Consider the following 26350-nt stretch of genomic DNA (forward strand, 5'->3'; position numbering starts at 1 on the left):
CCGCGAATCCGAAGGCGGCGATGGTAGTGGTGAAGCGAGCCGTTGGCGATCCGAATGATACAGCAACGGCCGCCAAAGCTCGACCGGTGATGGTCCTCTCTGGGCGATCAATCGACGGCTGATTCGCCCTCGCGTTTGAGCGTCAATTGCCTCAGGTTCATGGGTTGCCAAGACCCGGGGGTGGGGATGACGCGGACACTCTTCCGCCCGGGCTCCCTGACCCGGATCGAGCCCAGATCTCGCTTGGCGTAGCGACCATAGCTGCCCGTGGAGGGGACGGACGCGGAGAGCTGCGAATCGTTGACCGACACCCGGAATTCGGTTTCTGATTCTTGAACAGACATCACAGCGGAAACCCGATAGACGCCGGGTTCGCGGATCTCGATCTCCCATTCGACCCAGGCCTGGTCGTCCAGCCAGTACCCGACGTGCGGGATTCCGTCATGTTCGCGAAGACCGGCGTCCCGACTGCCTTCGTTATTGTGAATGAAGGCTTGGTCGGCAAAAAGTTCGAGCACGCCGTCTTGTCCAGGCGTGGGCAACAGCGATCGGACTTCCGGCGTTCCGCTGACGACCAGTTTGATCACGCTGTCGTCGGCGTCCGGCGGATCCGCGGGCAAGCTGACCAGGACGCCGTCCTCGACAGACCGGGTGGAAAGCACCTGACCGCCATCGAAAAGACGGGCCGATCGGACCTCGTTTTCCAGCCCACGCACGACCAGCTTGCCGTCTTGTGGCCAGTCGAACACGTGCAGGTAAAGCGCCGTCCCGTCCGCGGTGGCTTTGGCCGTGCAGCGTCCCCAATCCGGCTTGCCGATCGGGCCGGCCGTGGTGCCGTAAATCGATTCTCCGTTGGTTTGCATCCACTGTCCGATTCGCTGCAGTCGTTCGACCGCCTGGGGCAACAGCGTGCCCTTTCCCGTCGGGCTCACGTTGAGCAGATAGTTTCCGCCCTTGCTGGCGATGTCGGCAAGGTTGCGAATCAACGTGCGGGTGGATTTGAAATTCGTGTCGGATTTCTTGTAGCCCCAGCTGCCGCTGATCGGCATGCAGACCTCCCAGTCTTTGCCCTGCGGTGCTTGCCGGGGAATGTTGCGTTCAAACGTCTTGTAGTCGCCGGGAAAGTCCTCGCCCAATCGATCGTTGGTCAGGACGTCGGGTTGCAGTTTGGTCAGCGAATGCAAGCTGTTGAACGCCTCTTCGCTCATCGCCCGAGGCGTGTCCCACCAAAAGATACCGATGGGCCCGTATTCGGTCAGCAACTGCCGCACTTCCGGAACCGCCTTCTCACTGACGTATTGGTCACTGCTGACGCGTTTGATGGTTTTATCCCAGCCGTTGCCGAATCCGCCCGGATGATGCCAGTCTTGAGCCTGGGAATAATAAAACCCAAACTTGATCCCCTGCTTTTGACAGGCCTCGGCCAGCTCCTTCATGATGTCGCGACCAAAGGGGCTGAAGTCGACCACGTTGTAGTTGGTCGCTTTGGAGTCGAACATCGCAAAGCCGTCGTGGTGCTTGGCCGTGATGACCAGGTACTTCATGCCGGCTTGCTTGGCCAATCCGACAAATTGGTCGGCATCAAAGTCGACCGGGTTGAATTGCTTGGCGTATTGCTCGTATTCGGCGATCGGGATCTTGCCGCGTGCCATCATCCATTCGGCGCTGTTGGGCAATTCCTGGCCTTTGTATTGACCGCCGACGACCGAGTAGACGCCCCAGTGCACGAACATGCCGAATTTTGCTTCACGCCACCACGCCATCCGCGACGCGTTCTCGTCCGGCGATTCGGTGGGCGGCTGAGTCGCTGCCGGCTGAGTCGCTGCCGGCTGGGCTGCGGGTTGCTGGGCTGCGGGTTGCTGGGCTGCGGGTTGCTGGGCGGCAAGATGCTGCGTGGTGGTGTGGCTGGCGAGAACCACAGCGACCAAGACAAAAATTCCGTGCCGGGCAGAACGCAGTCGAGGGAGCGATGAAGGGAATCGTGGCAGTCTGTTTTGATCGGGCATTCGCTTCGGGTTCCAAGGATGATTTCGTCGGATGTTCAGCTGGGCAATCCGTTCCGGTGCAGCGATGCGTCGCGGCCGCAGGATTCCGACAATCGGGGATGGGATTCACCTTAGCGACACGATCCCGTTCGTAAAGAACGTTTTGCGTCAATTGAGGCGGTGAATGCGACATCGGAGGCCCCAGGATCATCCATGTAAGGACCGTCGGAAGAATAAGTGGCGGAGATTGATTGTGGGATAGGCTTCCAGCCTGTCGTTTTCGCCATGACAGGCTGGAAGCCTATCCCACTTATTCTTCCGACTGTCCTAAATGCTGAAGTTGTCGCGCCAGTCGCCAAGGCTTTCGGCGATTCGCCGAGAAATCGAATCGGAACGCGGCCCCCAATCAACCGGTTGGCAGCGTGACGCCGGAAACGCCAGACGCAAATCGAACGATTTGCCACCGACGTGTTCAACGATCGATGGCTTCTTCAATTCGCTGCCACTGGTCCGATGGCAACAGCCTCGCCAATTGCAGATTGAAATAGGGCCGGTCCGGATTGCGAATGTTACTCCAGGGCGGAGCCAGGCGAGGCACGTCCCAGACAAGCTTGTCTCCGTAGTACAATCGGAGCCGGTCATGACGCGACCGCGCCGGCGAATAAACCCACGTGGATCCTGCGTCGGTGCGTCGAGCTTCGATGACCAGTAGCAGTTCCGGATCCGTCGAGTCGACAAATCCGTAAACGGCTCCGTCGAGGATCTGCTCATTCGTGCTCTCGTATCGATACAACGGTTTGGACAGCAGCCGCAGACGAGAAATCTCGTCGGGCGCAGTGTGAGGAGAAAACTCGGCGCGGAATTGACGGGCGATCCGATTCATCTGACCGAGTCGCGTCGTCGCCGAGTTCGTCGGCGGCCGAATGTCGGCGATCGGGCGGAATTCGACACCCGGCTTCGCGGGCGACCATTTTGGGACGCCGTCTCGATGCATCGTGAACTTCTCGTCGCTAAGCGACTGAAACTCTGCGTCAAAGATCCTCTTCGACGTCACTGCATAAATCGAAACGATTGCTTCAGCGCACCCCTGGTGCGTCCAGATGTAGGTGTCGCCGAATGCGGATCCTTGCGTTGCCTTCGACCAACGTAAAAGCGAGCGGGGAACTCGGCTCAGCGCAACACCATCGGGCATCGTCACAGTGTACCGATCGGCCTCCTCATCGCAGATCTCATGCACCAGTCGACCGAGCGATGTTTCTTCCGAATCCTGAGCCCGAACCGAGTGAGCGGCGAGTGCAATAACCATCGCCAGACACTTCATGAAAAGAGTTTGTTTCGCTGGCATTTGAGATTCTCCGCTGATGCGATGATGCTCCAAAGTCGGCTTGATTCTAAGCCCCAACGTCTCCGGCATCAAACGCGGAATGTCTCAACGACAGTGAAACAACGTTCCGATGTGAACCAAATCCAGCACGATCCACCACTTCCAAGCGAGATTGCCGAGCCATCGCAATCTCACCAAATTGAACAGGGCAAGACAAAAGCGGCCCCAAAAGCGGCCGCGTGCCCAGAAAAGTATGGGCGGCACTTGTTGGTCGCCCGTCGTGCCAATTGCTGGTTCCCGCTCCTCCGTCCCAGAGGATCGTTGCGAGGACTCGCCGATTCTCGCGCGTTTCCAGTCGCAGTTTTCTCGATCTCTTTCGGGCGGAAGTTTGTGAATTGCGGAAAACAGTTCGCCTTGGGCGACGCGCGGGCTTTGCGGGCATAGAAACGGTTTTGACGTAGTCGAACTCGAATCGAAGGCGGAGGTTCATCCTTCCGCACAACGTCAATGCGTGTTTTTGCCGTTCCTTTTTTCACACGTTTTCCATTTCTGAATGAATTTCTGCTGTCGAGCTTGCTGACGACGAGGGATCAGCCGCACGGCGGATCTGCCCCGCACGGGAATACACTTTCCATCACCCGACGAACGTTTGCTTCGTTTACAATGACGCAGGCGAATTTGTTACGGTTATTCCAGGTGTTCGTGGATCGATCATGTCCGAAGCCCCCCCTCCCCTCCCATCCAAAAACGGTGAACCGGCGTGGGAAGCGGCCTACTTGCATCCTCCGCAAGGTAGTTGGTCCGAAGAGGAATTCCTGAAATTTCACACCAACCGAATGGCTGAGCTCGCCGAAGGAAGGCTGGAGATACTGCCAATGCCGAACCTGAAACATCAGCGGATGCTGCGGTTGTTGCTGGGGTGGCTTGAAAACGCGATGCCCGAAGGCGGTACCGCCCTTTTCGCTCCGCTGCCGATTCGATTGTTCCCCGGCACGATTCGAGAACCGGACCTGCTATACATCGCTCCTGAGAACCGTCCAGCCGCCGATGTCGACTATCCTGACCATCTTGATCTGGTCATGGAGATCGTCAGCCCCGGTAGTGAAGCGAGGCACCGCGACTACACCGACAAACGCCGTGACTATGCCAAGGCGGGTGTCGCCGAATACTGGATCGTGGATCCAGTCGAGCAGCGGGTTACCGTGCTATCGTTGAACTCGGACCGATATACGGAAATCGGCACCTTCGCGGTCGGACAAGTCGCCTCGGGTGAGTTACTGACGGGACTGCGGGTCGACGTTTCAACGCTCATGAAGGCATGATCGGCGGCCGTCCCTGCACAGCTACGGGCTGCATATTGTTTGCCGACCCGAACATCCGCATCCGGAACCGTGTCACGATATCTGATGTTCCCGAAATTCGTCGACGATTTCGTCCAAGTCTTCGCCTAAAATTTACGATTTGTCGGCAGACGCTCCGTAAGATCCTGGGGCGACAAATCGGTGTCGACGATCTCTTCTTGATCCGGAGTGAGAGTCAGGGATCCGCGGGAACAGCTTGCCATCGGCGGGTGTGCTCCACTGCTGCGACGCGATCAATGCCCGCCTTCGGGTTGCAGCCTGGTTTTGCCGACCGGCTTGAGCTCGACGCGAAGTCCATCGTCGCGCTGTTTTCGGTCGATCGAAAACGTGATCGAATGCCGGCCACGTTCCAACTGAATCGGGGCCGCAAGATCATCGATGCGTTGGTCGTCGACCCACAGCCCCAGGCCGTCGCTGGAGTTCAAATCCAACCGAACGGTGCCGGCGACGAGCACGTTGACGAATCCGCGTGCGAAGACCGCTTCGGAATCGGGCCAATCGGCAGTGGGCAACTCGCCGCGGACCATGCTGTATGCCGGCAACCAATCGGCATCGTCGGTAGGGATCGCGGCACTGTCGGGGCCAGCACTGACACGCCATTTGCGAATGACGGGACTTTCGTCATTGGCATAGTCACCCGGCTTGCCGAGAACCGAGATGAATTTGACCAGATCCAGAAACTCGCCGCGGTCCTTCAGTTGGTCGGCCAGTCCCGCCGGCATCAACGACTTGGCGGGGACTTCCGCCTCGATTTCATCGGTCGCGAAACGCACCTCTTGGCCCGACGCTGAAGAATCGCGCAAGACCACTTCTTGTTCGTTTCGAAACGTCACGATCCCGGTTCGCACGCTGCCGCTATCCAGCAAAAACGTTTTCGTTTCATAGTGTTCGGCGATCGCCGCATTGGGACGCAGAATCGATTCGACCAGGTACTTGGTTTTCGCAGCGGCTCCCACGGCGACCAAGTTGGGGCCGATGACCGGTCCGGCCGGTCCGATCGCGTGACACTGGGTACAGGACAGCGACTTGCGGCGGTAAATCAGTTCGCCGCGCGCGGCGTTGCCACGTGTTTCCGCGTCGCTCGCCAGTGTTTCGATCTCCTCGGCCAACAGATCGGCTGTCAGCGAACCCGATGTGGTCGAAGGTTGAAATGATTTCGCAAGCGTGTCGGTCAACAAACCGCTTTCGCGATGGAATTGGCTGACTCGGTCGCTGACCAACGGATGAATCGTGACGCCGGCCAAGGATTCGCCCAGCCGTGTTCCACCGTTTTGTCGACTCAAGAACGTTTGCACGAGCGACACCGGATCCGCCCGCTCGGGGTCTTCACTCATCAGCGTCGCCGCGGCATCGGCGGCACGATCCAAATCGATGTGGGCCAAGCCCGCGACGGCTGCATAGCGAGTTTCCAAGTCGCCGTCGGCCGCCAGGCTCGCCAACGGTTCCGAGTAAGCCTTGGCGCTGGTCTGGGCCAACGCGACCGCGATGGCTTGCTTGACCGCTGGACTGAAGGAATCGTCCTGCAATGCGGCCAATTCCTCTCGTCCGGCAACACGCCAAGCGCCCAGGTTGTTGGCGGCAAGAACGCGTACGGCTTCGTTGTCGCTGTCCAGCAGCGTCCTCAGACCTCGCATGATGCGTCTGAGTCGCGTCGACGCTTTTTGCTTGGCCAGCTGTTGCAGCGATTCGAGCATCGCGATCGACGTGTCCTCCGACCGGATCCCGTTCCCCTTGGTGAAGGCGGTCACGATCGTGCGGATGTCGTCGTCGGTCCCGACCTTGATCAGCTGCGATTGCACGTTCCGCAGACTTTGGGAACTCGGGGATTCTTGTTTCAGCAATTCGGCGAGCGTGCGATCCAGTCCGATGCCGGCCCCCTGTTCGACATAGTCTCGGTGACTGGACTTGGCAAACTGCAACCCGCCCGACTCCATGGCCGGACGCCAGTGGTTTTCGAGTGCTTTCGTGGTTTGCGAAAGCGCGTCGTCAATCAGCTCGTCTCGCGGATGATCCAACGCATTCAAGCATGCCAGGAACGACTGGGCGTTGGGGATGAATCCGGCCGACAACACGGCTTCCATGCGGGTTCGCGGGAACGCATCTGCCGATGCTTTGGCGATCATCGCGATCGGATCGGACAATTGTTCGTGCCAGTAACGAATCACCCTCGCGCCGGCGGAACGCGCATGCCCGTCGTTCGCGTCCAGGACGCGGGCAAGAATCGATTCGCTCACACGTTCCACATTTTGACAGGCCCACATGGCTTCGACCAGGTGATGATCGTAATCGGGGTCTTGCTCGGGCAGTGATTCAACCCAAGCTTCGGCCGCGGCGAGCACGCTGTCCGGATCACGCTCGCTCAGTTCTTTCCTGGCTTGGTGGCGGATCCAATCCTCCGGACTTTTTAATTGATCGACCAGCGACCGGATCGACGCCCCAACCAGCTTCGGTTTTTCAACGAGCGGTCGATGCTTGTGCGTGATCCGCCAGATGCGTCCGTGGTCGTGATCACGGCGCGGGTCGCGAAAGTCATGCTGGGCGTGGTTGATGATCGAGTTGTACCAATCGGCGACATAGACCGCACCGTCCGGGCCGATCTTTACATCGACCGGCCGAAAGTTGGGGTGTTTTGATTTGATCAGCGGCTCAAGGACGTTGGCGCGAAAACCGGCACCGTCTTCGATGAATTCATACCGCACGACGGTGCGGCTTTTGAAACGACCGGTCAGCAACTGGCCGCGAATGTCATCGCCGACATGGCTGCCCGTCGCCAGATCTCCGCCGCATTGTTTTTCGGTGCTAATCAAGGGCTTGATCCGAACCGACTCGTCACTGTTGCCGCTCGCCGGAGACAGGTACAGGATGCGAGGGTTGTTGACCATGAACGATTGGCCCCAGCGATCAAAGACATGTCCCCAGGGATTGCCGCCGGTGCCGCGACAGAACATTCGCAGCTCCATCGTGCGAGGATTGTATTGGTAAACGCCGCCGTTGAAGTTTCGCAACACGCCGTATTGCGTTTCGACTTGGGCGTGCAGAAAAATGCCTTCTTGAAAATAAATCCATCCGCCGGGGCCACGCCGCCACGCGCTGATGCTGTGGTGACTGTCTTCGATCCCGAAACCCGTCAGCACCAGTTCTTTTTCGTCGGCGACGTCATCCCCATCGGTGTCTTTCAGGAAAAACACGTCGGGCGACTGCGCCACATAACAGCCTCCGTTGGCCAGTTCGATCCCGGTGGGCAGGTACAATCCATCGGCGAACACGGTGGACTTGTCCGCCACACCGTCGTTGTCCGTGTCTTCCAGGATGATGATCTTGTCGTTGGCGACTTCTCCGGGTTTCAGCTGCGGATACGCCCAAGAGCATGCGACCCAAAGCCGTCCCCTGGAATCCCAATGCATGTGGACCGGGTTGGCGAGCATCGGATCCGCCGCGAACAGGTTGGCCTGGTAGCCCTCGAGTAGCTCAAAATTTTCCAGTTCTGATGACGGGTCATGATTGTTCATCAGATCCAGATCAGCATCCTTCAGGTTCTTGATGCCGCTGGCGTCTTGGGCGGACGCCGTTGCCGTCAGGCTTGCGACGACCGTGGCAAGACACAATGCGATGCGTAGCGATCGTTTCATGGGTTCAACACGAGAGAAAGCGGTGGGGAATGACTGGCGAACAAGATGATGAGTGGGGAAAGTGGGATAGGCTTTCAGCCTGTCGATGCTGAACGGACAGGCTGGAAGCCTATCCCACGGTTCGGGTTCGTTACTATTCTTCAGCGTTCGACGCGTGCGAGTCGCCATCGGCGCGATTTCAACGCGATCCCACTTCGCAACGTTTCGTCGCGTTGGTTGGCGATTCGATTGAACTGGATCACTTCACCCGGCAGGGCTCGACCGCTGGGGGACCGTTTTCGTTCTCCGACGATGTGAACTTGATTCAGTGCCTTCCAGCTGTAGGTGAACTGCAGGTTTTTATCGTTGACGTCGGCGCGATACCGTTCCGCTTCGCGATGGGCGGGCGAACGGTCGACCGGGATGCCTTGTCCCCATGCGTCACCCGCCGCGGTTGCAACGTGCTCTCCGTCGATGGTCAATTGGTACGTGCCGGCGGGTAGATTCTGCACCACCATCGTGTCCCGATGAAAGGCCAGCGGTGATGGCAACGGCTGGTCGGTCGGCGGCGGCAAGCGGGGCGCCGTCGTCTCGGTGCCTTGAAAGGTGATTTCAAAACCATTGACTTGAGAGTCGCTGACTGCGGAGTGATTGATCGTCAACTGCGAGAGTTCGACGCCGCGTCCCTGGCCCGTTTGGGCTCGCGCGTCGATCGTGATCCGCCACGGCCGAACATCATCTGGCTGATCCGAGGCAAGAAGCTGATTGGCAAATTCATGGCTGATCGCCCAGTATCCGAATCGATTCAAGTGAATGCCATTGGTGGTCAATTTTGGACCGACCGGTTCGTCCATCAGATAAAGCGACGTTTCGAAGAGATTGACAAACGGGATTTCCGCAGCCGAGGCGACGTCGTTTGTCGCTTGCGTGTACGCCCTCAAGACATCGTTGCGCGCCTCTCGATTGGGCGTCAGTTTGCCGAGGTCTTCGCATGCGATCGGTGAGACCAGGATCAGACGCACGTCCGTTTCGCCGTTGTATTGTTTCCCGGCGTGCGAGGTGATGAAGGACTGCAAGTCTCGTCGGAACTGATCCAACGCTTCGATTCCGTCAAAGGACTCGCCCATGCCGAAGCAGGCAATGATCACATCGGTGCCGTGATCGCGGAGCGTCGATTCCTCGGACGGGAAATTCGTCGGTCGATCGCGCGCGGTCAACATGTCGCCGCCCCAACCCAGGTTGCGGATCGAGACACCTTTGGCATGCTGCAATAACGCCGTTTCCAAGTAGCCGTGAATCCGAAGCTGATCGGCGAACGTGTTGCCAACGATCGCGATGCGATCACCGGGACGTATCGGCGACTGGGCACCGGCGACCGAACAGAACAAGCCGCCCAGCAGGATTGCCACGATTGAAAGGTGTTTCATCGTTCGACTCGGGAGTTTACTTTTTGGGTTTCTTGTCGACACGCTGGATTTCCCACGTTGAAATGTCTTCATCGGCACCGGGCACGGGGCGATCGACCGCCCAGCAACAACCATTGATCAACATCCGGACAAACGCTTCCTCGGCAAAGTCACCGGGATGACCGAATGACGTTCCAAAAACCTTGCCGCCCCATTCGTTCTCCCACGCCCAGGCAACCACATCGGACTCGTGCTGTTTGACTTCGATCGTGCCGAATGATTTTTTCAGCGTTCGCACGCGCCCCTGTCCCGAACCGGTCACCAACGGAATGCACCCTTCCTCCAGTCGCGTCAGGTACAGCGTCCCCGGCGAGACCCATTTCGTCTTGGTGATGTTGGACAAGATGGGATGATCGGTCGATTTCTCGACCACGCTGATTTGCGTTTCGCTGGTCTGGTGCACCACGTACGGTGTGCCCAGAACCCGTCGGCCGAAGTCATCGTTCCATGAAAATCGCGGATGACCGGCCGGGTATTTGAACGAGTGGTTTGCCGTCCGCAAACCGATGACGGGCTTGCCGGATCGGACGTAATCTTCAATCGGTTGCCACTCCTCGTCGGGCAACTTCAGAAACCGCATGAAGAAGATTGCGAGATCCGCTTCGGCCAACGCTTCGATGCCCGGCAGCACGTTTTCGGTCTTCTTTTCTGGATTCCCCTCTCCCATCACGATCGTCGTTCGAAATCCGAAACGCTGCAGCTCCTTGGCAAAGATCGGCATCGACAACTCCGGAGAGTAGTGGAGCGTGCCGACGACGATCACCGCGTGCGGTCGCTTGACCTCGTCCGACCAGGCGGGCCCCGAAACGACGAATGAGACGACAAACATCGCGATCAGTGCGAGACATGGAATCAGCCCCGTCGTCCGACGAACTGCGTTCATCGCAAACGGTGCGGCACGGCGACCGACCGAAGGCGTCAGTGGTTTCGGTTTTAACATTCTCAAGCTCCTGGAGCGGAAATGGCGATGGAACGATTGGCACGGAAGGGTACGACGTCCTTTCCAGGTCGTCGGGACAAGTCCCTCGGACGACGGCCCGGAAAGGTACGACGTCCTTTCCAGGTCGTCGGGACGAGTCCCTCGGACGACGGCCCGGAAGGGCCGTCGTACGTGGACGGTCCTTCAAGGTTTAACACCAACGGTTGCTGACTCCCTTTCTCGTTAGGGCCGTGACTGTACCGTTGCGTCGCGCAACGACGAAAAATTCTTGGGGTTCGGTTTGGGCGGAAGCGTGGATTTCCATTCGGAAAGTTTCTCGGTCAGTTGCGTGACCACGTCCGGGTGCGATTCTTTCACGTCTCGCTCTTCGTAGGGATCGGCGACGATGTCATACAGTTCCACGTACGCAGAGGCTTCGTCGCTGATCAGTTTCCAGTTTTGGTCGACGATGCAATAGTCGACCCAGTGAAAAGAGTCGGCTTGCCCGGGCTTGCCGTTTCCCTTCATCTTCCAGAACAACGGTTGGTTGCGACCGTCGCGGACGTCACCTTGCAGTGTTTTCAGCTGGCTGATGCCATCGGGCTGGTAAGATTCGGGCAACTCGGCGCCCGCGATTTCGCAAAACGTCGGCAGCAAATCCACGGCTGAAATCATCGAACGTTGATCGACTTTGCCCGCCGCGATCTTGCCCGGCCAGCGTGCGATGAAGGGTACATTGATGCCGCCTTCGAAGAGCGACGCCTTGTAACCCTTGCGTCCGGCGGTGATCCCCTTGGCCGCCGCGATCCCGAAGCCCGCGCCCGTCGCGGTGTCGTAGCTGAGGGCCAACGATGTTCCGGGCCGGGCGCGGGCGGGCCCGTTGTCGGAACTAAAGATGACCAGCGTGTTGTCGACCAGATCCAGTCTGTCGAGCGTCTCGAGAACCTCGCCGATGCGATCGTCGGCGTGCGACAACACCGAGGCGTAGATTTCATCGTTTTCATCGAGCCCACTGTTGCGAAACCGCCAACGGTACTTCGGTATGACGTGAAACGGCGTGTGCGGTTCATGGACCCACAAGTTGATGAAGAACGGCTTGCCGGCCTGATGACTGTTCTGGATGAACTCGATCGCATGCTCGGCGTCTTCGTGCACGGGCATCTGCTCGCCGGAACAATTGAACGCTCCGTAGGCATCGTATCCATACTCGCCGGGCGACGGGGAATCGGGGATCATGTCGTTGGCCAGATGCCATTTGCCGAAATGGGCCGTCGCGTATCCGGCCTTCTGCAGCAATTTGGGCAGCGTGACCGAGTCGGTGTCCAGCCAATCGGGCATGTTGCGTTTGGCATTACTCGGCACCCAGGCGAAATGCCCGTCGATGTTGTAGCGGGCCGGAAAATGCCCCGTCATCACCGCCGTTCGGCTGGGGGAACACACGCCGCTGGCGACGGTGAACCGATGAAAATCCGTTCCCTCACGCGCCAGCCGATCGATGTTGGGAGTCTTGACATAGGGATGGCCGTGGCAACTCAGATCGCCCCAACCCCAGTCATCGGCAAAGATGAACACAATATTGGGACGCGGTGAATCAGCGGCGGCGAAGGATGTCAAAAGACACACCAACGCAAGCGCCATCAGACAAGTGGACTTCATGGTTTCGACTTGGAGGTTCGTTTGGGGAATCGTGTTGAAATGGATTGTAGTGGGTGAAGGTGGATTCGTTGTGTTTTCCACCCTCTGCCGATCGTCGCTCTGCCGATCATCGCTGCGTCAAAGGACGTCGACCTCTTTCGAGACCCAGCGCAGGTTCCGGAACTGCGGCGGCGGTCCCTTCCACTGACCGCCCACGACACGCGTCTTCCGGTCGCGGCGTTGCCCCGATTGCAATCGTTCGGTCGCCGATAATTCCAACTGCCGGATGTTTTCCCAGTCGGCCAAGGGTTCGTCCCCGCCATCGCAAAAGTCTGCCGGGGTGAGCACAACGGGTTGCCATGCATCACCGCCGTCCAATTCGACTTCGGCGGCATGGTCGTCGATCCGCACCACCAAGGTATTCTGCTGATCTGCTTTCACGTCAACGGCCAACACCGCATCCGGGGGCGCGTGATAGATGTCCGCGTTCGGTTTGTTCGTGGTGAGCGGCCATTCGTCCGGACGATAGGTAAACCATTCTTTTTGCCAGTCGCCGGCGAAGTCTTCGATCGTGGTCTGAGGTTGTTGTGTCGGCGTGACAACGGATTGTTGAAGTTGTTGCGGCGGGACGGTCCGTATCAAGGACGACAGGTTGATCGGTTCGCTGCGGTACTGGCGATAGTAATACCCGGCACCTTCGACCGGTTGGGGCAGCGTGTAGGTGACATTGGCATAGACCCACAGTGGTTTTTCTGTGCTGGAGATCGGTAGCGATCCGGTCCACGATTTCTCCTGACGTTTCGCCGCGACGTGATGCCAATAGCGATGCACCACGTCGTCTCGATCGGACGGTGTCTCGTTCGGTTTTCCGTCTTGGGTGTAATAGACGTCCACCGACTCGATCGGCAAACTTGTATCGGCGTCGATGCGGATGGTTGGGATGCCGTCGGAGGTCTGCAAGGTGAGGTTTGTCTCGGGCGTCGCAGGGAACACGAAGTTGCGTTTGAGATGTTGGTCAAACCAGAGCAGCGTGGCCGCTTCGTAGGGCGCGGTGTCTTGGTGGTTGTGGTGTGGCGAGCAGGTCACGCGCCACTGTCGGCTTTGGATCTCCCCAACCGCTTTGGGCAGATCGCCGATTCGACCATGGAAATCATTCGCCGGGCTCAGGAAGATGATCGGACACCTGATGTGTTTCAGGCTGACGTCGTCACCGAGTGTGTTGCGAAACAATTCGCTGTCGTTGTAGCGATCGCTGATTCCACCACACGAAGGAGCGGCGGCTTGGACTCGGTCGTCGATGGCGGTGAGCACCGTCAGTTTGCCGCCCATCGAGTGCCCATAGACTCCCAATCGTTCCGGGTCGACTTCCGGTTGTCGCTGCAGAAACGTCAATGCCCGTCTGGCCGCGACGGCACACAGGAACCAACCGCTGTTGCGAGGCGATTCGACGGGATCCAGCGTCCACGGAGCCGCTTTGCCGCTCGGGAATTGATTCCCCGCATTGCGTGAAGGGGCGTGATAGCCATCGACGGCGCCCCAGTCCGTCGTCGGTTTGTAATCGGGTGCGTCGGTTTTCTGATCCCAAAACAATTTGACTTGATCGGGGCCGACCCGGTACTCGGGCGCGGAGATTCGCCCCGCCCAAGCGATCGACACCGTCGCGTAGCCGCGTTTGGCATTGGTCAAACAGGCTTTGTAGTCGGCGTATTGTCCGCCGCCATGGATCTGCACCAGGCCGGGCACGCCGGAGGCGCCTTGGGGAAATCCGTACACGGCGGCCAGCGTCGCTTTCTGGCCCTTGAAGATGCCGATTCGAAAACGCACGACTCGCAACACAACGCCGTCCTCTTCCCATTGGTGAAGCAGTTCAACGTCCAAGGGTTCATCGCGCGGATCAAACCCCGACCACATCTGGTCAAGGTTCTCGGGCGCCTGATTGTTCTGCAACGCGGGCAGCGTGTCGGGGGCTTCCGCCGACACTGCACCACTGGCGGCGATGGAGAGCAGCAGCGTCAGGAGAACGTTGCAACCCAGAAGGGGCGAGACGCGGAGCATGGGGCGGGACCGGTGCCGGAGGGGACAACGAGGATTGGGGGAGATCCTCGATTGGGGAGTTCAACCACACAACATCTTTCAGTCGCGGGGGAAAGTCAATCAATTGCTGCGTCGGACGGGGAAGGATTTGCGACACGGGCATGTCGGCGGTCAATCGGCGGCGAATGACTCAGCGGAACCCTCAATCAGCAGATGGGTTTGTCCGGCGTCCAGGCCACCAAACGATTCGACGCTTCCGCTCGGCCACGTCACGGTCACGTCTTCAACGCGCTCACTCGATCCGATCCCGGCCTTCAAGATCCGCTCGTTGCTGCCCATGTAACCGTCGCCGGAGAGCAACCAGACCCGACGTCGGCGCCCCTCTGCGATGAATTGCACGATCGCCCCGATCGCATCGCGAGCGCTCGCCGTGCCGATGCAGCGGATGCCGATTCGGCGGTTGTCGGTCTCCGTCCGATTGGCGAGCAAAACAGGTGGAGCGTCCTGATGCGTGACGATCAGATCGTCCGCCAAGTCGGCATCGACGTCGATTTTCCAGAGCGCGCGTCCGATGTGGTTGGTCGCCAGGTACGGGGATTGATCTGACAGTTCGACAGGCTGGAAGATTCCGTTTGTTGATCGCCGCATCAGCTGAAAGGGCTGTTCCAGCGGCGGTTGGTCCGGTCCGAAATCGCCGATGTGTCCGTTCGTGATCGCCAGTTCGTCGATACCGTCCGCGTCCATGTCGATGGCCTGTGCGCCGAAACCGACGGTCATCAGCGTCGGTTCGATCAACTTCTGGCGGGCGGTGCTGTCGACCCACAATCCCGCGGCTTGCTGTTCGTAATAGATGTTGTACTCGCGCGCAAATCCGGTGACGTACAAATCCAGATCCGAGTCACCGTCAAAATCTCCGCACGCAATCCCCATGGATGCTTGCGCCAATGATTGGCCATCGACCGCGATGCCGCGCGGCACCGCCAATTCGGCGAGTCCCCCAGGGTTGATCTCAAGCAGATGATTGGCCGACATGTCATTGGCGATGAAAGCGGATTGCGAACCATCGGTCAATTGTCCGGCCAGAATCCCCAGCCCCCGACCGGGCGAAATTCGCTTCAGCGGATCAACGAACGACGGCTCAAATCCGCCCCTGCCGTCGCCCAACCACACTTGATCCCGGTCGGCGGGGAATTTTGCCGGATGGCACGGAGCGGGGCCTTCGTCGGTTCGACAGGGTTGGTCCACATCCGAGGTGAGATCACAGTAGTTGACCGCGATCAAATCGGTGATGCCGTCGCGATCCAGGTCGACAAACGCCCCGCTGGTCGTCCACTGATGGGCCGTCGTGTGCAGCGATCGGGTGTCGTCGGAAAACGTACCGTCGCCGTTGTTTCGTAGCAGCCGATTTCGTCCAACGTTGGCGAAGAAGATGTCAGCAAATCCGTCTTCGTTGTAATCACCGATCGCAACCCCTTGGCCAAAATTTTGACTCGAGCAACCGCACGCGACAGTGACGTCGGCAAACTGTCCGTCAAGATTTCGCAGCATCGACGTCCGGGAGGAGTTTGGTGTGGGCGTTTCGCCGGAAGCGGAAAAGGTCAGATCCGAGCGCCCGTCTAAATCGAAATCCAACGTTCCGCCGCCGCTGCCCATCGAATGGACCAAACCGGATGCGATGTCATGGTACTCAATGGCCGGCAAGACAAGCCGGCGCGAGCGAGTTTCATCGACATAGCGAAGCGGGACCGCGCTGCCGAGAAGGCCGCGGTGATTGCTCGATGGAACCGGCTCAATTGTGCGGTCAATGTCGGTGACCGGGTTGCCGGCGATTTCATCCAAGGGGTCCCAATCGGGCAGCGATTGCCAAGCTCGATTTTGCCGCAAGTCGGCGACGATCGACCGGCGAAGCGCGTCGAGGGAAGGATCCGTTTCACCGGGCAGTGTGGTGGCGATCGCCGACCAGGCTTCGGCTTCCCAGTCCCTGCCCAGACGACTCAAGGCACGGGCGACGTCGGCTGCGGCTCGCTGACTGCGTTCCCCGCTGCCGCCGAAGCGTTGCAAGTGCATGCGAAGATCGAACAGATGTCGGGCCCGTCGATCAGCTCTCTGAATGATTTGCTCAGCCGCGTCCTCGTCGAGGACCTTGCCCGGATCCGCCCGTGATTGTAGTTGGCGTATCGATTGGCTGATCTGCGTCCAGGCAACCGCCATGTTGGGGCCGAGACGCGCCGCTTCGGCGTAACAGGAAAGCGCCGCGCTAAAATCATCCAAATGAAAGTGACGGTCTCCCAGAGCGATCCAGAAATCGGCTTGGTCGCGACAGTGCGGCAAGGCGGCGGTCAACCAGTCTTCGAACGCTTCGTCGGAGGCCTGTTGAATGCCCGGCATCCGACCGAGCATCGCGTGCGCGGGGGCAAAGTCACCGTGGTGCCGAATGATCTCTCGGAGCACCGATTCGGCGGCGGAGAATTGACGTCCGTCCCGCATCGATTGCGCCAGCCCCAGCCGAAGCCGATGGTCGTTCGGGTTGCGCTCGATCAACGCTTCAATCGCTTCGGCGGTGAACAGTCGTTGTGACGTGTCGGTGCATGTGAGCAACACCGGGACGTCGAACGTGCGCTGCCGGATGATCGCTTCATAGTGTTCCTGCATCAAGTCGGTTCGACCGACTTCGCCGAGCAGCCCGAACAGCATGCGACGCAACGCATGGCGATCCGGTTCGGCCTCCACCGCCTGGGACAACAGTTCGATGGCGGGGTACGCTTCACCGACTTCCAGAAATGCCCGCACCGCCATCTCGACTCGCGATGCCGGATTGAACCCCGCGGCGCGAGTCGCTCGGGCCAGCAGTTCGGCGGCTTCGCGTCGGTCTCCCGCCGCGGCGGTGGCGCGGGCGGCAGCGGTTAAAACGCCGGGGTCATCTGGCGACACGATCAGCGCGTCGCGGGCCAACCGCTGGGCGTCTTCGATTCTGGATTCACGAAGGGCGGCATCCACGGAATCGTTTTGCGGATCGCGCGCGACGACTTCGACCGCAGGCGGTTGGCGACTTTCGGTGCATCCGACGGCGATTGCCAGCAGGGCACCCAATGCGAGTGATCGTTGTGATTTCAATTCACCGGGGCTCCACGGGTGTGCGCGGTTTGTGAGCGGCAAGGCGTAAGCCCAATACCGCTAAATCGAGAAGGGAACATGAATCACCCAGGCTCCCCTCTCCCCCGATTCCTGGCGAGCCTAAGCGAGTCAGGAATCGGGGGAGAGGGGCTGGGGGTGAGGGGGATAAGTGGGAATTTATACTGTGCGCCGTTGCTGGATTGCGGCGACGATATGCTCTCGAACCCCGGTTGGACATGGCGACACAGCAGAAATCAGCAGAGTATCGCCCCATCGGATACTCACGTCCAAACTTTTCTCCGGCGCAACCACGATTGCTCATCATCTGCTAAACCGAGTTTTCGAATTCATTCGCTCGGCCGCGCTGATCACGAACAAACTCGGTGACCTTGTGATTGCATCGTCGTTTCGTCATGTGGATTCCCCCTCACCCCCAGCCCCTCTCCCCCAAACAAGCCTCTCGTCATTGCAACATATTGGCATTCTAAAATCACTCGGTGCCCATGATCAATCAGAATCAACGAAGAGGCTTGTTCGGGGGAGAGGGGAGCCATTTTGGGGTAAGTCGAATCTCGATTTAGCGGTATTGGGCGCAAGCCCTCCGGTCGTTCCATGTGTTTCCGAACCGAAACCGGACGGCTCCCGGGCTGTCGTTTTTGTGAGCCGCGCGCCGCGTAAGCGGCCGGGCACTGCGACGCTGCCCGAGGCCTTACGGCCAGCGGCTCACCATTGACTCAGCAGATCCCGACTCAATCGACAGCCCGCTCGCGCCGTTCCGCTAACATCTTTCACTTATCGCGCCCGCAACTCTTGGAACGCCGTGTTTTCCGCTCGGTCGGTCACCGGCTGGACACTCCAAATGATCCAGCGAAATTTTCCCAGGAAGTGTCCCGGCTTGGATTGCAACGCAACGGCATTGAACACTTCGTGCGACGCTCGACGGGTATCGATCGATGTCAGCGGTGTGAACTTGGATCGGTCGGCGACGTCCCACCCCGGATCCGTTGACGAATCGCTTCCGTAGAGCGTCAGTTTTTGCGGGCCGCGGACCCCATTGAAGTTCGTCGACCAGCTGGTGATCGAAGAAACGTTTTTCGATTCGCCCAGGTCCAAGCGATAGCCCCCGGTGGTCACGCCGTTGGCGAAAACCGGGCCGTAGCTCTGTTGCAGCTTGCCATCGATCAGCGTCGCCGGCGGCGCGTCACGCGTCGACGGGTTGGCGTCGACCTTGCCGGTCGGTTTTCCTGTCGGCGCGAGCGTCGCAAAGTCTTCGGCCGTCCCCGCGGATTCGAAAACGATGCGGGGTGCGTTTGGAAGCGATAATTCCATCGGCTGCTGGTTTCGAATCACTTTCACCTTCAACGCTGCGTCGCCGGCTTGCTGGTACGCCGAGAGTAAATCAGAGACCCGTTTGACCGGCGTTGCGTTGACGCCTTGGATCAAGTCTCCATCGCTCAGGCCTGCGCTGGCGGCGTCGCTGTTGGGATCGATTTCTGAAATCGCGACACCGCCGTCTTCTTGGGACACTCCATAGGCCGAGAAATCGGAACCTTTCAGGTCGACCACCCGGGCCCCCAACCAATACGTCGGCTGCGGTGTGACGACGCGGCGGCGATCGGATCGGGGCTTCGCCAATTCTTGCTTCACCTCCAACGCCGGGATCTCGGGTGTTGCGGCGATCTGCTTGAGCGAGGGTTTCTTGACGCCGAATTGATCCATGGCAAAATTTTCGAAACCGATGTCAAAGGCCGGCGACTCGGGGCGGACACGGAAATCGCCGCCCGCCGGATCGATGAACAAGGGGTCGGCGACGATGGAGTGGCGGTCCCATCCGAAGTCGGCGTAACGATCGTTCATTCCCGGCGTGCTGGCGAAATAGAGATTTGAATCGACCCGTTTTCCTCTGGCGGTCTCCGTCGGGGCGCGGACGCCTTTTGGTGCGGCCATGAAGATGTTGCTGAACACTTCATCGCCGCTGTTGTTGTACCAAACGTGTGGGTGCAGACCGTTGTTGACGGTGATGTTGTTCCAGGCCCGACGTCGAAAGCCTTCACGAAACTTCAAGCCTCCCGAAAGCATCAGGTTGTTGTAAATGTCGTAGTTGGACGAGCCGTCGTCCAGGTCGATGTCCCAGCCATGGTCGCAGCGCCAGCGGCTGTCGCGAATCACCGTGGTCTCGACGGCGTCCAAGAACGGGAACTGCGGCTCCTGGTCGATGATTTTCTGACTGGCGCTGCGGTCGCTGCTCCAGTAGCGGTCTCGCCCCCAGGAGTTGAAGGAGCCGTGGTCGTGAGTCTCTTGCACGGTATCGAAGACATCGCAGCGTTCGATCAGGTGGCCCCCCCAGGCACCGTCGCCGATGTTGATGCCCGCGCGGGCGCAATCATAAATCGAACAATCGCGAACCGTGATGCCTTGTGCCATCGTGATTTGGACTCCGGCCGGTTGGCGTTCGACTCGGCCGATTCCATGTATCAAACAGTCTTCGACCACGCAGTCGGCCGGGTACCGATTCGACTTCGGCCCCGGAGTGCGATCGACCTTGACCAGATCGTTTTTCTGGCGGTATTCAAAGAGCGGATCACGAACGGCATCGGGATCCCCGACAAAGCAAACACCGCTGGCGCCGCAGTCGTGAATGTGGCAACCCTTGACGACCACACGGCGGTTGTAATCGCTGACGAAGATCGCGTTGCCGCCGACCTGATCAAATTCGAAATCCAACAGCCTGATGTCCTCGCTGCCGGAGAGCAAAACGGCGCCGCCGCGATAGATCGTCCAATCCGAACGCAGCATCGGTTCTTTCGTTTCCATGAAGGTCCGCGCGGCATGGCGAACGACAAAACCCTGCAGGGTAATGAATCGCACGGGGGCATCGGCGGACCCGTTGAATTCGATCAGGTGTCGCAGTCGCACCACTTCGATTTTCGCTCGGCCCAGGTCCACGCCTTGGGGAGGCATGAAGTACAAGCGGTTCGTGTCCGCGTCGTGATACCATTCGCCGGGCGCGTCCAATTCTTCGAAGATGTTTTCGACCATGCGAAAGTCTTTGTGCATGCCCATTTGACGGTTGTTTTGCCAGCCGCCTTCATAGGTCACGTCGCCATCGGAGTTTTTGCCGGTGATCCGATAGTGGTAGCCTCCCCAGCGAGCGCGATGCATGGCGTGAATGAACCCGCCGGTGGGATCGGCCCAGCCGCTGGCGCGTTGTTTGGAGAACGCATCGGCGGCGAAGCCTTGATAGGCTGCGGTCTTTTGGCTGGCGTCATAATTCGGATAGCGAGCCATCCGTTGTTGGCGTCCCGCCAGAAACAGCTGGTCGATCGCCAAACCCGAAGGGGTCTTGGAGACAAAGATTCCATCGCGGAAGGGTGTCCATTGCAGGTCGAGCTTGGTCCCGCCGCTGAGCACGGCTTTCCCTTCGTTTTCCGCGCGGTAGAGGACCGGTCGATCGGGGGCACCGGAGTCGGCGGCGGTGAACGTTAACGTCTCGGGCAGATAATAAACGCCGTCGGCGACGGAGACCGTCACGGGGGCGGTGCCGGCTGATTGCCGGGCGAGAGACTGCGCCCGACCGAGCGTCGCCACCGGGGCAGCGGCCGAGCCGTCATTGGCATCGTCGCCCGCGGGGCTGACGAAGATGTCGCGGGCATGTAAGGAGGCAATGCTTGCGCCGAAGCAGATCAGAATCAACAAGGATCGAAGCATGGGAACTCGTCGTGAACGGGGCATCGGAAGGAAGGGTGGCAACCGTCGGCGAAACGCCCTAACGGCTTTTTGACGAAACTGCCGGTGTTTGGAGAAGATCGCCATTGGCTTGTTGTTGCGATCGAAATTCACCGGGCGATTCCCCGGTCTCGCGTTTGAAAACGGCCCCCAAGCATTCTTTATGACTGTAGCCCGTTTTCGCCGCGATTTGCTCCAGCGTCATGTCCGTTTCTAACAACAACTGCTTCACGCGTTCCAGCTGGGTAAGCGTGATCTGCTGGTGTGGTGTGCGCCCCAAAACTTCCCGGAACCTCCGCTCCAGCTGTCGGCGGGAAAGGGACGTGAACTCGGCGACATCGCCCACATTGATTCCGGAACAGGCGTTTTGTCGAATGAATCGGCACACCCGGGCGATCTCGACATCGTCGACCGCCACGACCTTTGTCGAAAGGCGTTCGGAGACCGAAATCGGCGGCACGTACTCGATCTCATTTTCTGGCAGCAAGCCATTCATCATCTGTTGCAAAATTTCGGCGGCCCGATAACCGACCTGTTCCGCATTGGGGCGGACACTCGACAGCGGAGGGTCACACAACAAACAGAGGGCATCGTCGTCATCGACGCCGATCACGCCCAGGTCATCGGGGACGGCGATGCTGGACAGCCGACAGGCGTTGAGCACCTGTTGTCCGCGAATGTCATTGCAAACAAACAGGCCGGTCGGTCGCGAAAGCGTCGACAACCACTTTGCCAGCGATTCCAATTCCAGCACGCCCGCCTCCTCCAACTGCGTCAACGTCGTGCCGGGGACACCGGGGGACTGGTAGATATCAAAGGGACAATTCGCGGCATCGACCAACTGTTGAAACGCGGCCAGTCGGGCATCGGAATAGGTGGCAAACCGAAAGCCACAGAATGCGAATCGGCGGAACCCGCGGTCCCACAGATGCGAGAACGCCATTTCGGCGACGCGCTGGTTATCCGTTTCGACTTGCGGCACGCCGGTGAATTTTCGGTTGCAGCGGACATCGATGATCGGCACCCGCAATTGACGCAACGGTTCAATCGTGTGCCAGTCCACACGGGCAATCACGCCGTCAATCCGCGAGCTGAAAATCCAATCCGGAATCGCGGAATCCAGCGTCATCTCCTGATGCAGCAGCGACCATTCCACGCGTGTTCGCGAAAACAACGCGACTCCGCGAAGCAATTCACGCCCGTAGGCGCGTGACGCTTCGACAAGGAGTGCGATTCGGGGACGTTTGGATTGATTCACCGCTGCTACCTGTTGCATGCCACCGGCGCAAGTCAAGAACGGCTGCTCGCGCGTCGCAAATCATTTACGCCGACGACAAGGCCTTGCGAACATCGGTGGATTCGGCAGGCTACCAGAAACACCTGCGAGTCGCAAATTTCCTGGTCCCAACGGCTGCTCTGGCTGCCCGACCTCGATTCCGGTCGAGGCAGCCGAGACAGCGGAGTCTCCACGCTATCGTCCCCCGTCCCCATTGGGACTAAGGATTCGCCATTGTCCCTGCCCAAACAGAACGGAGAGTCAACTCAACGGAGGGGGGTGATTGATGTGTCGCCAACACGGCGGATGCGGCGCGAAGGAGGCCACGTCTACAAAGAAAAATTGAAAAAGAAAGCGGAAAATCACGCCACCCGGATGCCGCAGTGACGCAGATTCCGGGGCATTGACGCAAATGATTCGCCCGCCGACGCAAAATCGCATTCCTTCCCTCGCGTCACAGCGGGTAGGGTAAGACCATACCTCGTTCTTTTCCTTTTCCTTTTTCTACAGGTTTTCGACATGACGAAAGCGCGCAAAGCAGGTTTTACACTCGTCGAACTGCTGGTGGTGATTGCCATCATCGGCATCTTGGTCGGGTTGCTACTGCCGGCGGTCCAGGCGGCCCGTGAAGCGGCTCGACGGATGAGTTGCAGCAACAATTTCAAGCAGATCGGGTTGGCGATCCACAACTACCATTCCACCTACAAACGCATCCCGGCACACGGGGTTGGCACGACCTCGTTCCCCAGCGCCGGCAACGCTTGGTGGGCCGCCAACACGTTGGCGAACAACCGTCGACTGAGCGTGCTGGTCGGCATCCTGCCGTTCATCGAGCAGCAATCGATTTGGGACATCGTCAGCAACCCCAACGATTTTGACAAGGACGGCGTGATCGATTTTCAATCGATGGGGCCGACGCCCGATCAGATCGATTACCAACCATGGACGATGGAGATTCCGGGTTATCGTTGCCCAAGTGATCCCGGCGTCGGACTCCCCGCCTTGGGACGCGCCAACTATGCGGCATGCTTGGGCGACAGCACGTGGCAAACCATGGTCGGTCCGTGGGACGGAGACTTGGAAGAGCCTGTGGCGAGCGTCCGATTCCAGCGTGCCCAGGCGGGCCACCGCGGCTTCTTCAAGCCGCGCGATGCACGCGGTCGGTTTCGTGACGTGCTCGATGGCCTGTCCAACACCATCGCGATGGGTGAAATCGGAACCTATCTCGGTGACAACGACGCTCGGATGGTGTTGCCCAATGATGGCAGTTCACTGGGAAACAACAACGGTTCGATGAACACCATCCGCGATAATCCAGGTGCCTGTGATGACTTTGTCGATCCCGATCGGCCCCGGTTTTGGCTCAACGGTGGTTCGCGGACCACGCGTGCACGAGGTTTTCGCTGGGCGGACTTCAAACAGATTTTCACCGGATGCTTCACGATCCTGCCTCCCAACGGCGTCTATTGTTCGCGGCACAACGGCGACGACTTGACCGGGACCGCCCCGATGTCCAGTCGGCACCAAGGTGGTGTCCACGTCTTGATGGGCGACGGAGCCGTCATCTTCATGAGCGACTCGGTCGAGGCCGGCAGTCGCAACCAAGGCGACGTTTGGATCAACGGCACCGGCATCAGAGCCCCCGGAAGTCCCAGCCCGCACGGGCTTTGGGGAGCCTTGGGCACACGTGCGGCGAACGAAACGATCCAGGAACAACTGAATCAGTAGCGCTCGCCCACGCCTGGACAGTTGGTCGGTTGAAGCCCGCATGCCATGACGAGGAGCCACGCAGCGTTTCTCGCCAACGCGTCGGGCAAACATGATCGCGTTGAACTGGGGTTGTCGACTCCATCGACAACCCCTTGTGGGAACGCGATGAAGCATTTTCCCGATGTGTTTCTTGTGGTTTTAGCGGCAGGGCGCGAGCCCTCCGGTTCTTCATCTTTGCCAGAACACCGGAGGGCTCGCGCCCTACCGCTATCAAATGCTTCACAGCGTTGCCCTTGCGGGAAGGCGATGCACTTTGCGATCGCCTTCCTCTTTTTTTGATTCTTTCTTTCCGTCAATCAAAACCAGTTTGAAAGCCACGATGAAAATCCGATCTCTCTTGTTCCTCGTCGCAGCCACCGTTTGTGGCGCCGTTTCCTTCAGCGGATGCTCCGGAAACCAGCCGACGTCCGTCACCGAAGATGCCGATCAAGCCGCCATCGATGCGTACAAGGAAATGGAAGCGAAGCTGGAGGCAGAAACCATGGGGCAAATGGAAGGCGACGACCTCCAATAGCAACCGGCATCTCCCTCGCACGTCGCTCTCCACAATCCGGAGAGCGACCGCGGGGGAACCCGCCGTTCCCACCGCACCGGGACCGCTCGCGGGCGTTCCGCTAACAACGCGCGCGGCAGCAATGGCCGAGACGTTTATGGGCGAGTGTACCAAGACGCCCGCGAGAACGACTCCGACGCGGGTTGGGACGATATGATGGTCTCCCGTCACTTTGACAAAACGACCATGACAAGAAATGAATTCGATGAAACAGAGACGTACCGTCCCGTTGAGACAGATCCAGGCATTTGTGGTGTGGATCGTGGTGGCGTTTTCAGCCGGCGTCCAAGCGGCTGAGAAGCCGAACGTTGTCCTGATCCTTGCCGATGACTTGGGCTACGGCGATTTGGGGTGTTACGGTCACCCGGTTGCCAAGACGCCGAACATTGATGCCTTGGCAAAGCAAGGCGTTCGCTTTACCCAGCACTATTCCAATGGGCCCGAGTGCAGTCCGACTCGCACGGCGTTGTTGACCGGGCGTTACCAACAGCGTGTGGGCGGTCTGGAATGTGCGATCGGAACCGGGAATGTCGGGCGCTACGACGACGCGATCCGCTTGGCCGAACAACATGACCTGGGGCTTCCGGTCGCAGATGCGGTGTTGCCGTCGCTGCTCAAGTCGGCCGGCTACCGCTGCGGAATTTTTGGCAAGTGGCACTTGGGGTACGAGCCTAAATTCAATCCGATGCAATACGGTTGGGACGAGTTCGTCGGCTACCTGGGCGGCAACGTCCACTACTTCAACCATCGTGAAACGAGCGACTTGCACGTTCTGTTTCGCGGTCGGCAGCCGATCAAACGCGAAGGCTACATGACGCACTTGATCACCGATGACGGCATCGATTTTATCAAGCGTCACAAGGACCAGCCGTTTTTTGCCTACGTCTCGCATGAATGCCCGCACTTTCCCTACCAAGGCCCCGGCGACAAAGACAAGGTCGTCACAGAGGAGAATTGGATGGCGTTTGATCCACCGGCGTACATCGCGATGCTGGAGGATCTCGATGCGGAAGTCGGCAGGATTCTGAAGACGCTGGAGGATTCGGGGGTCGCCGACAACACCATTGTCCTGTTCGTCTCCGACAACGGAGGATTCGCCGGTGCGGGGAACATGGGACCGCTTCGCGGCAGCAAGGGCACGACGTACGAAGGCGGGATCCGCGTGCCGTTGATCGTCCGCTGGCCGAATCGAATTGCCCCCGGGACGGTCAGCAGTCAAGTTTGCGTCACGTTTGATTTGACGCGATCGATTCTGACGCTGGCGGGTGCCGATGTGTCGGGCCGCAAGCTGGAGGGAATCGATATCCTGTCGCATGTTGCCGATCAGCGAGAGGACATTCCACGCACGCTGTTTTGGCGCGGCCGCCGCCGCAACAGGACTTGGACTGCGGTGCGGAACGGCGATCTGAAATTGGTCCGCAAGCGCGAGGGCACGGACACGACCCAATGGATGTATAATTTAGCCAGTGATGTTGGTGAAACCGACGACCTTGCATCGTCACGCCCCCAAGCGTTTGAGCAGCTGGAGCGATTGATCCAGTGGTGGGAAGGGGACGTGCAGCCGCGTCGTTAACCAGAG

General features: G+C 59.2%; 14 protein-coding genes. 4 read left to right on the forward strand and 10 right to left on the reverse strand.

The features are described 5' to 3' along the window. Window positions 1–107: 107 nt before the first annotated feature. On the reverse strand, window positions 108–1919 hold the full coding sequence (locus Enr13x_RS26580) for an alpha-L-fucosidase (RefSeq protein WP_231744447.1): 1812 nt from the start codon (window positions 1917–1919) through the stop codon (window positions 108–110). A gap of 538 nt (window positions 1920–2457) precedes the next feature. After that, complete coding sequence (locus tag Enr13x_RS26585; protein WP_145389960.1) at window positions 2458–3039, reverse strand: hypothetical protein; 582 nt, start codon at window positions 3037–3039, stop codon at window positions 2458–2460. 983 nt (window positions 3040–4022) lie between these two features. On the opposite strand from Enr13x_RS26585, the gene Enr13x_RS26590 reads away from it, so the two are divergent. Continuing rightward, the gene (locus Enr13x_RS26590; protein ID WP_145389961.1) at window positions 4023–4631 is read left to right on the forward strand and encodes a Uma2 family endonuclease; all 609 of its coding nucleotides are present in this window, start codon (window positions 4023–4025) and stop codon (window positions 4629–4631) included. Between the two features lie 272 nt (window positions 4632–4903). On the opposite strand, the gene Enr13x_RS26595 is transcribed toward Enr13x_RS26590, so the two are convergent. The 8 genes from Enr13x_RS26595 to Enr13x_RS26630 form a co-directional block, all read right to left on the reverse strand. Beyond that, complete coding sequence (locus Enr13x_RS26595; RefSeq protein ID WP_145389962.1) at window positions 4904–8299, reverse strand: PVC-type heme-binding CxxCH protein; 3396 nt, start codon at window positions 8297–8299, stop codon at window positions 4904–4906. Between the two features lie 140 nt (window positions 8300–8439). Further along, window positions 8440–9705 (reverse strand): SGNH/GDSL hydrolase family protein, encoded by a 1266-nt coding sequence (locus Enr13x_RS26600; RefSeq protein WP_145389963.1) that lies wholly within the window; start codon window positions 9703–9705, stop codon window positions 8440–8442. A gap of 16 nt (window positions 9706–9721) precedes the next feature. After that, the gene (locus Enr13x_RS26605) at window positions 9722–10684 is read right to left on the reverse strand and encodes a ThuA domain-containing protein (protein ID WP_231743799.1); all 963 of its coding nucleotides are present in this window, start codon (window positions 10682–10684) and stop codon (window positions 9722–9724) included. 222 nt (window positions 10685–10906) lie between these two features. Beyond that, window positions 10907–12301, reverse strand: a complete 1395-nt coding sequence (locus Enr13x_RS26610; RefSeq protein WP_145392709.1) for a sulfatase family protein — start codon at window positions 12299–12301, stop codon at window positions 10907–10909. 135 nt (window positions 12302–12436) lie between these two features. Beyond that, window positions 12437–14353 (reverse strand): alpha/beta hydrolase family protein, encoded by a 1917-nt coding sequence (locus Enr13x_RS26615; protein WP_145389964.1) that lies wholly within the window; start codon window positions 14351–14353, stop codon window positions 12437–12439. Between the two features lie 150 nt (window positions 14354–14503). Next, complete coding sequence (locus Enr13x_RS26620) at window positions 14504–17446, reverse strand: FG-GAP-like repeat-containing protein (protein ID WP_145389965.1); 2943 nt, start codon at window positions 17444–17446, stop codon at window positions 14504–14506. Between the two features lie 792 nt (window positions 17447–18238). Continuing rightward, the gene (locus Enr13x_RS26625; RefSeq protein ID WP_231743800.1) at window positions 18239–21154 is read right to left on the reverse strand and encodes a PDZ domain-containing protein; all 2916 of its coding nucleotides are present in this window, start codon (window positions 21152–21154) and stop codon (window positions 18239–18241) included. Between the two features lie 58 nt (window positions 21155–21212). Then, the gene (locus tag Enr13x_RS26630; protein WP_231743801.1) at window positions 21213–22430 is read right to left on the reverse strand and encodes an AraC family transcriptional regulator; all 1218 of its coding nucleotides are present in this window, start codon (window positions 22428–22430) and stop codon (window positions 21213–21215) included. 537 nt (window positions 22431–22967) lie between these two features. On the opposite strand from Enr13x_RS26630, the gene Enr13x_RS26635 reads away from it, so the two are divergent. The 3 genes from Enr13x_RS26635 (at window position 22968) to Enr13x_RS26645 (ending at window position 26344) form a co-directional block, all read left to right on the forward strand. Next, complete coding sequence (locus Enr13x_RS26635) at window positions 22968–24176, forward strand: DUF1559 domain-containing protein (protein WP_145389968.1); 1209 nt, start codon at window positions 22968–22970, stop codon at window positions 24174–24176. A 361-nt stretch (window positions 24177–24537) separates the two neighbouring features. Beyond that, entirely contained in the window at window positions 24538–24732 is a 195-nt protein-coding gene (locus Enr13x_RS26640) for a hypothetical protein (RefSeq protein ID WP_145389969.1), read from the forward strand. Window positions 24733–24976: 244 nt separating this feature from the next. After that, window positions 24977–26344: a sulfatase-like hydrolase/transferase gene (locus Enr13x_RS26645; RefSeq protein WP_197455376.1), complete on the forward strand. Its 1368-nt coding sequence runs from the start codon at window positions 24977–24979 to the stop codon at window positions 26342–26344. The last annotated feature ends 6 nt before the right edge of the window (window positions 26345–26350 follow it).

Source organism: Stieleria neptunia, from assembly GCF_007754155.1.
Taxonomy (GTDB): domain Bacteria; phylum Planctomycetota; class Planctomycetia; order Pirellulales; family Pirellulaceae; genus Stieleria; species Stieleria neptunia.